Origin of the sequence: Sphingobium tyrosinilyticum (genome assembly GCF_042654265.1) — a bacterium.
Lineage (GTDB): Bacteria > Pseudomonadota > Alphaproteobacteria > Sphingomonadales > Sphingomonadaceae > Sphingobium > Sphingobium tyrosinilyticum.
Map to the genome: position 1 here is coordinate 1 of NZ_JBHSFZ010000054.1, position 7,484 is coordinate 7,484.

8 protein-coding genes and 2 pseudogenes are annotated in these 7,484 nt (G+C 58.7%); 3 read left to right on the top strand and 7 right to left on the bottom strand.

Translation table 11 applies throughout. The features are described from left to right. Window positions 1–130 precede the first annotated feature (130 nt). Both ACFO3E_RS15835 and ACFO3E_RS15840 read left to right on the top strand, forming a co-directional pair. Window positions 131–1,056 (top strand): annotated as a pseudogene (locus ACFO3E_RS15835) (IS3 family transposase); the annotation flags it as partial. A gap of 110 nt (window positions 1,057–1,166) precedes the next feature. After that, on the top strand, window positions 1,167–1,850 hold the full coding sequence (locus ACFO3E_RS15840; RefSeq protein WP_380806060.1) for a TetR/AcrR family transcriptional regulator: 684 nt from the start codon (window positions 1,167–1,169) through the stop codon (window positions 1,848–1,850). A gap of 193 nt (window positions 1,851–2,043) precedes the next feature. Here ACFO3E_RS15840 and ACFO3E_RS15845 read toward each other — a convergent pair whose 3' ends face one another. The 7 genes and pseudogenes from ACFO3E_RS15845 to ACFO3E_RS15875 form a co-directional block, all read right to left on the bottom strand. Beyond that, on the bottom strand, window positions 2,044–2,637 hold the full coding sequence (locus tag ACFO3E_RS15845) for a plasmid pRiA4b ORF-3 family protein (protein WP_380806063.1): 594 nt from the start codon (window positions 2,635–2,637) through the stop codon (window positions 2,044–2,046). After that, on the bottom strand, window positions 2,634–2,843 hold the full coding sequence (locus tag ACFO3E_RS15850) for a transposase domain-containing protein (protein WP_380806077.1): 210 nt from the start codon (window positions 2,841–2,843) through the stop codon (window positions 2,634–2,636). The genes ACFO3E_RS15845 and ACFO3E_RS15850 overlap by 4 nt, the downstream gene beginning before the upstream one ends. Window positions 2,844–2,873: 30 nt before the next feature. Further along, a pseudogene (tnpC, locus tag ACFO3E_RS15855) lies at window positions 2,874–4,318 on the bottom strand (IS66 family transposase); the annotation flags it as partial. 71 nt (window positions 4,319–4,389) lie between these two features. Further along, on the bottom strand, window positions 4,390–5,172 hold the full coding sequence (locus ACFO3E_RS15860) for an SDR family oxidoreductase (protein ID WP_380806066.1): 783 nt from the start codon (window positions 5,170–5,172) through the stop codon (window positions 4,390–4,392). Beyond that, window positions 5,115–5,567 (bottom strand): nuclear transport factor 2 family protein, encoded by a 453-nt coding sequence (locus tag ACFO3E_RS15865; RefSeq protein WP_380806068.1) that lies wholly within the window; start codon window positions 5,565–5,567, stop codon window positions 5,115–5,117. The genes ACFO3E_RS15860 and ACFO3E_RS15865 overlap by 58 nt, the downstream gene beginning before the upstream one ends. Before the next feature lie 73 nt (window positions 5,568–5,640). After that, window positions 5,641–5,841 carry a nuclear transport factor 2 family protein gene (locus ACFO3E_RS15870; RefSeq protein WP_380806071.1) on the bottom strand — a complete coding sequence of 67 codons (201 nt, stop codon included), beginning with the start codon at window positions 5,839–5,841 and terminating at the stop codon, window positions 5,641–5,643. Between the two features lie 237 nt (window positions 5,842–6,078). Beyond that, window positions 6,079–6,855 (bottom strand): TetR/AcrR family transcriptional regulator, encoded by a 777-nt coding sequence (locus ACFO3E_RS15875; protein ID WP_380806073.1) that lies wholly within the window; start codon window positions 6,853–6,855, stop codon window positions 6,079–6,081. A gap of 113 nt (window positions 6,856–6,968) precedes the next feature. Between ACFO3E_RS15875 and ACFO3E_RS15880 the strand changes: the two genes are divergently transcribed. Then, window positions 6,969–7,376, top strand: coding sequence for a hypothetical protein (locus ACFO3E_RS15880; RefSeq protein WP_380806075.1), 408 nt, complete (start codon window positions 6,969–6,971; stop codon window positions 7,374–7,376). The last annotated feature ends 108 nt before the right edge of the window (window positions 7,377–7,484 follow it).

The window sequence follows — 7,484 nt, forward strand, 5'->3', positions numbered from 1 at the left end:
GCAATACCAGTCCATGCCGCCATTCACTCCATCTCTTCGCAAAGAGGCGTGAATCACAACATACTGGTATTGCTCAACAACTTTCGGATCTGGCTCTTAGCTAATCCCGACCTGATGGATTGGTACGGGAATGAAGACGACGAGAAAGCGCTATAGCGCCGATTTAAAGGCCGAGGTGGCGCTGGAAGCGATCCGGGGTGACCTGACGCTGGCGGAGCTGGCAGCCAAGCACGGCGTGCACCACACGATGATCGCTTCCTGGAAGCGGAAGGCCATTGACGGGATGGCAGGCACGTTCTCCGGAGCCGGCGATGCGGTCAAGGCTGCCAGCGAAAGCGAGGTAGAGAAGCTGCACGCCAAGATCGAGCAACTGGTGGTGGAGCGGGATTTTTTAGCGAAAGCCTTCGGTCGATGAGCGTGGAGCGGAGGCGGGCGATGGTCGAACCTGCTCACCACCGCCTGTCGATCTCGGCGCAATGTCGCCTGCTCTCGATTGGCCGTTCATCATATTACTATGCGCCTGTGCCGGAAACGGATGAGACGCTGGCGCTGATGACGGTGATCGACGCGACGTTCCTGGACTGCCCTTGGTACGGCAGCCGACAGATGGCACGTCACCTGCCGCGCGCGGGCCATGAGGTTGGTCGCCGCCGGGCCCGGCGGCTGATGGCGAAGATGGGCCTGACGCCGATTTGCCAGCGGCCGCGCACGAGTGATCCGCACCCGCAGCACCGGGTCTATCCGTATCTGCTGCGCAAGTTGGTGATCGACCGGCCCAATCAGGTCTGGTGCGCTGATGTGACCTACATCCCGATGCGGCGCGGCTTCCTGTACCTGGTTGCGATCATGGACTGGGAAACCCGGAAGGTGCTGGCGTGGCGGCTATCGAATACGATGGATGCAGGGTTCTGCGTCGCGGCGCTGGAGGAGGCGCTAGCTCGCTACGGCAAGCCCGAGATCTTCAACACCGACCAAGGCAGCCAGTTCACGTCGCAAGCCTTCACCACTGTGCTGCGCGAGGCCGAGGTTCGCATCAGCTTATCTGCCAAACCTCGGGTTTGAAGCTTTTGCTCGCTCAAATTTACGTCGATTGTGTGGGAATTCGCTTGGAAGCAATCTGAGGCTTCGATACAGCCCTGTGCAAAATCATCTTAGGCCACTCCAAAGTGAAATTTCTTGCACCTGAGCCAATCGCGCCGTCGAGCAAAAAGAAACATCCCGTAAAGGCAGGCCGGCCCCACGCGAAAGAGATCGAGCGCCGTAAGGCCAAGGTTATCGAAATGGCTACGGAGCTCTTTGTCACCAAAGGCTATGCTGCGACTTCCTTTGTTGAAATCGCTGCCAAAGCCGGAGTCGCCACCGGCACCATCTATCATCATTTCGGCGACAAGGAGAAACTGTTCCGGCGTGTTGTTATGGCCCCTGATGACTCGCGTCCACCTATCCCAATGTTACATCGGGCTGACACAGTGGAGACCGCGTTAGTCCGATTAGGTCAATTTATATGCGACATGTCGTTGCGGCCTCAGGCAGTCAGGCTCATCCGCCTTCTCATCATAGATGGCCGAAATTTCCCCGACCTGATGCGGGATGTGGCGCAATCAAGCTTTTCTCAGTTTCAAGAATGCATTGCCGAATTTTTCGACCGGCTGGCGCAGTCTGAACTGATCGATCACGGAGATCACGGGACGACAGCTCGGATCTTCATCGATTTGATCCTCGGCGGCTATCCAGTCGCTAACTATGGATCTTGGTCGACAGAGATGCCGTCGCAAGATTATATCGAGGCGAGAGTTTCAGTGTTTCTTCAAGGCTGCTTGTCCCGCCCCCGCTCGCAGAAGAACTGCTGAGGTTCAGCTGAGCGCTGCACATATCGGGCACCAAGACGCCAACTGCTCATATCCGTCCGAGGGATGAGCGCGCCAACGCGAACGCGCCATGCCTCACTGCGCCTGTGCCTTACCGGCGTCACAGGCACCGAAATCCCACACCACCGTGTGCAGATAGGCAAGCGCCGACGGAAGGCGGCATTGACGCTGTCTGTCAGGCTTTCCGGCGTGTTCGCGTTGCCCATTTTTTCGCGAGCGCTTCCAGCCTCGCTTCGATCAGCGGGATGTCGGGCTTGGCGTTGGGATCATGGTCCTCGCCAAGGGTGTCGAGCGCCTCTTCGTGATATTCATGCTGGGGATCGCCAAGCGCTACGAGCTTCTCGGCATAGCCCCATGGTTCGCCACAGTCCTCTGGTGGGCGCATGCCTACTGCATCGAGGATGAGCGGATATGTCAGGTGCGGGCTGGCCGCGCTGACGCGCTCGATCTTGACGCTATGCTCCCAGGCGTCGCCAAAGTCGTAGAGATATCGGAAGGTCTTGCGCCTCGTATCCGCCAGCACCTGGGCGAGAGTGGCTTTACGGGCGTCGAGCGGCCCGTCGAAGCCATATTCAGGATCAGGGATGCCGAAGCCGGTTTGCCCGAAGCTCATTTCCCACAGGTGAGAGTCCGTCCACGAGAAGGCGGTCTGGATGACGGCGTGCAGACGGTCGAGCCGGATACTGAGCGGCACCTCCAGCGTTCGGCTGACGGCCGGTGTGACATCGTCCAGCGTAATCTTCATCCGCACCACAGTGCCGTTGCTCACGCAGCCTTCTCCAGATCGTTGGTCAGCCTTGATGCCTGCCATCTCCAGGGTAAAAAGTCATCGATCCGATTGATCGGGTGATTGCCGATGCGCTCTATGACGTCGGTGAACCACGCCTCGGGCTCGACGCCGTTGAGCCGGCATGTGCCGGCCAGAGCGTAGAAGAGCGCCGCTGCCTCTCCACCCTTCATGGAGCCGACGAACATCCAGTTCCGTCGTCCAAGAGCGACACCGCGCAGGGCGTTCTCGACAAGATTGTTGCTGATCTCGAGCCGACCGTCATCGCAGTAGCGGATCATGGCCTGCCAGCGGTTGAGCGGATAGCGACACGCACGCGCCAGATTGCTGTCGGAAGACAGGCCACGGTTCTGGTTTCAAGCCAGACGCGTAAAGCTGCCAGCTTCGGCACCGCCTTGCTCTGGCGGATGCGTCTCCGCTCATCGGGTGGCGCACCCTTGATGTCGCGCTCAATGGCGAAGAGTTCGGCGATCCGCACGACCGCCTCCGCCGCGATCGGCGACGGGCACTTTTCCAGTATGTCGGTAAATTTCCTGCGACTGTGACTCCAGCATCCTACTTCGACGATGTCCCTGGGCGCTTTGGTTTTGGGGTCGCGGTAAAGCGCGTTATAGCCCGCAAAGCCGTCCGCCTGCAGATATCCCTGATAGCCCGCAAGATGTTCCGCCGGATGCGCGCCACCACGATCGGCGCTGAAGCGGAAGGCCACGGCGGGCGGGCTCATGTCACCGCTGGAGCGATCATCACGCAGATACACCCAGAAGTGTCCGGTCCGGCTACCGTCGCCATTGCCCAGCAACGTGACCGGCGTGTCGTCACCATGGATCTTGGCGGCTTCCCGGATATAGGCGAACAGCCGCTCGCCCAGTGGCGCCAGCAGCCATGCCAGTTTCCGGGCTCACCGGCTCATCACATCCCGATCGATATGCAGCCCCGCCCGGCGGAAGATCACCGACTGCCGATGCCAGGGCTGATGATCGACAAAGCGGCTGACGACGAGATTGGCTAGCAAGGCGCTGCTTGCCATGACCTTGGGCAGCGGCAGATCGACGGCGGGCGCCTGGCGGATCTGCTCGCAGGATCGGCACACCAGCCTGGGTCGGACATGGCGGATGACGCGGAAGCGCGCCGGGACATAATCGAGGACCTCAGTGACGGCCTCGTCGATCTGGACTGACGGTCCGTTACAACCGCCACTGCATGGGCTGGGCTGATGATCGACCGTCTGACGCGGGAAGTGCGCCGGAAGCGGAGCACGGCTGCCAGGTTTGCGGGCCGATTTTGCTACCGGCGCCGCCGGCACCTCATCGTTGGCGGGTTCCGGCGCCTCGACCTCCTCGAACATCAGCCGCAGCTGAGCGATATCCATTTTCTCGGAACTGCGGCCGAACTGGACGCGCAGCAGCCGCGCGACACGATGCTCGAGCTTTTCGATCCGCAAGGTCTGGGCTTTGACCGTGGGCCCTCCGTTCGGCCCGTTCCTGTTCCATGGCATCGGCCATCTCCAGCAGCATTTTCTGCAGGAGGGCTGGGTCTGTGGGAAGGCGATCAAGGGCGAACCGCATGCTGCCGATGATAGCGGAAGCCCATGGCAAAACCTACAGAAAATGGCGGTTTCCTGATCTTTTTGCCTATGCCAACCGCGGCGTGACGACCTCGTCATGGACTATCGCCTGGTTCCAGTTCAGCCCTTCAACCAGCATCGCAAGCGCCCAATGCTGTCCAGTGTGGGGTTCATAGCACCAGCGTGGGCCCGCCGTCGGGCCGCAGCCGATCGCCGTTGATAAGATCGCTCTCCATCGCATGAATATAGCTGCGAGCAACTTGTTGTGGCTGGGGCACACGGCCGATCGGACTCGTTGCGGAAAAACGGGCGAAAAAGGAGGCTTTCTGCTCGGGCAACAATATATCCATCAGCGGCGTGTTCGTGACCGTAGGCTCGACCACATTGATCCGCACGGGTGCGATCTCGGCTGCGAGACCCTGGACCAGCGCGCCCAGTGCAGTGTTGCCGATGATGCTGAAGGCGGCGAAGTGCGGCACGCCCGCACGATCCGCCGCGGTGCCGCCCGTCAGCGTGATTGATCCATCCCTCGACATCACCGGCAAGCCTTGCCGCACGATCCGCAACTGCGCCCAGAACTTATGTTCGATCACGCGCCGCGCCTGCTCCTCGGCGTGGCCCAATAAAGTGCCGCGCTCACTGAAACCGATGCAGGAAACCAGATGGTCGATATGGCCAATTTTGGAGAAGAAGCGTGCAACTTCATCGCCGTCCGTGCCATCAAAGACCACTGTGTCGGTGCCACGGCCGATCGCTGCCGCTGCCTTTGCCAGCCGCGCTGCATCCCGACCTGTCACCGTTACACGCGCGCCACGCTCGGCCGCAGCCGCGGCCACTGCCAGGCCGATACCCGAACTGCCGGCTATGACGACGACATGCCGATCCGAAAGCGCGGTCACAGGCTTTTCCGCCCGATGCGCAGGCGCGTGAGGTGAAGCTTTGAAATCCGCCATCGGCCCTCCTCCTTGCGATAGGTTTCCCGATAATGCCCAAAGCCATGGAGGATATAATCGCGATGTGGCGCGCCGATAATCTCTTCCATCGCCCACACACCAGTCGCATCACTCTCCGACGTCAGGTCGATGATGGGGGTATGGCCGTGATGGACGGTTTGCAGGTCGTTCATCGACACAGGCATGGCCTGTGCGATAGCGTCGATACCGACCAGAGGCCCCATTGTTTGCCCATCCTCTCCCCGCGTGGAAACCGCCCTATCCCATTGCAGGATGATGTCGCGGGTGAATAGCCCCAGCCAGAGATCCCATTGCTTGGTATCCAGGTAAAAGAAATATTCAGCCTTCGGGCGCTTGAGCGCTTCGATTTCCAACAGGGTGGTGAGAGCGTCCATATTACTCCCGCTGACATAGATTTGGATAACATCCGATCCGACTAGCTCACATGCTGCATCGAGCTGAAAAACCTCAGTCCTTCAACACGAAACTATAGTCGTGTTCCTTGATAATCCGTCCATTTTTGAATCCCAGGAACCACAGAGTCCGGGCGCGCAGTATTGACCCGTCTTTCGCAGAGGTGAGCGCCAGAGCGCTTTCCAGTACGCCATCGTCGCTATCTGCGACGATCGAGATGACTTCGAGATGGCATTTGGAGAAAATTTGCCTCACTTGCCCAAGTGCCGAAAACAACTCGTCTCGACCTCCGCGTCCGCTGGGCATTTCTATCCAGTCAACAGTATCGCCGAAAAGAGGACGTATGTCTGATCCAGGTGCATTATAGGCTGTCACGAACCTATTGATACCGCTGCAAGCATGCATCTCTATCCTCCGTTTTTATCGCCAATCCAAGTCATACATTACGCATGTATCTTTGTAGGTGCAGGGCAGTTCGCGGTCAATGCGAGGCTAGACCGAATGACTGAGCGTCTGACCACCGGAAATTGACAGACCGGAAACAAGCGTCATCAGGGCGTGAGAGTGACTCTCAAGAGTCAACGCCGGGTCGTCCGCATGTGCAATGGCGAGCGCAGCGTCGTTGGTAGCCGCTAGGATCAGCTGCGCCAAAGGCTCAGGCGCCGTTTTGTGGATTGCACCCAATTCCATCAGGCGATGAAGTGTCGACATCGTTCCGGGCATGAACACCTCACTCTGGATCTCGCGCCAGCGCGACCAGCCCAGCACAGCCGGCGCGTCAATCAAGAGTATGCGCTGAACTTCTCGATCCTCAGCGACCGCTCGTAAATACACGTCAAAGGCCAGCAACAGCCGATCCCAGGCACGAACAACGGTTTCCTGCACACTACTCCTGGCGAGCACTTCTTGCCGGGCACGCCGCGAGATATCCTCCGCAACATGACAGACTACAGCATCAAACAATCCCTCCTTGTCGGTAAAATGGTGGTAGAGCGCACCCCTCGTCACCTCAGCCTCGGCCACGAACTCACTGGTCCGCGTTGCATGAAAACCATGTTGGCCGAAGTAACACCGCGCCGCATCTATCAAGGCGGCGCGCGTGCCTTCGGATCGCTGCTTTTGTGTGCGGCGTACCATGCCTGGTTCACCCCGGCCTTGGCCGCTGATTTTTGCCGACACCGATTTTACCATTCCACCACCCTTTGCGCGGTCGCAAGCTATATCCCTGCCGTTTGTTTGTAAATTCAACATCAGCCGGCCATCGCTCATGGATGGAACAAATCTGTGAAACGGTGGAATGCGAAGCCCGCGTCCATCGGCGCTTGGAGAGGTGGCCATAACGCTTGCGCAAAACCATACCTTCTGCATGTTACCTCAGAAAAATGATGAGGCGAGTCGGTGCTGGAAAAGCTTGTTTACGCCTTTTTACCAACGCCGCCGCGGGGCGCGACCAGGAATGTGCAGACTGGTATGTCGAAGAACATGTCCGGCACATGGTTGATCGGTTCGGCTTCAAATCGGGCCAGCATTTCCAGTTCGACATGCAGCAATATTTTCCGGACTTCCCCTTCAAATATTTGACGCTTTACGATGTAGACGGGGTAGATTTCGAGCGGCTCTATAACGAACATGCCAAATCTATGAAAGCGCATGTGGCGAGCCTTGATGATCCTGACGCTGATCGTCCGAAAGCAGAAATGCCGATCTCTGAAGCGCTGGATTTACAGGGCGCTCGATCCTTCTGGCTCACCGCGTTGCACGGGGCGGAACGCAAGAAAGCCCACAACTGATGCTGAATCTAAGAGCCAGATCCGAAAGTTGTTGAGCAATACCAGTATGTTGTGATTCACGCCTCTTTGCGAAGAGATGGAGTGAATGGCGGCATGGACTGGTATTGC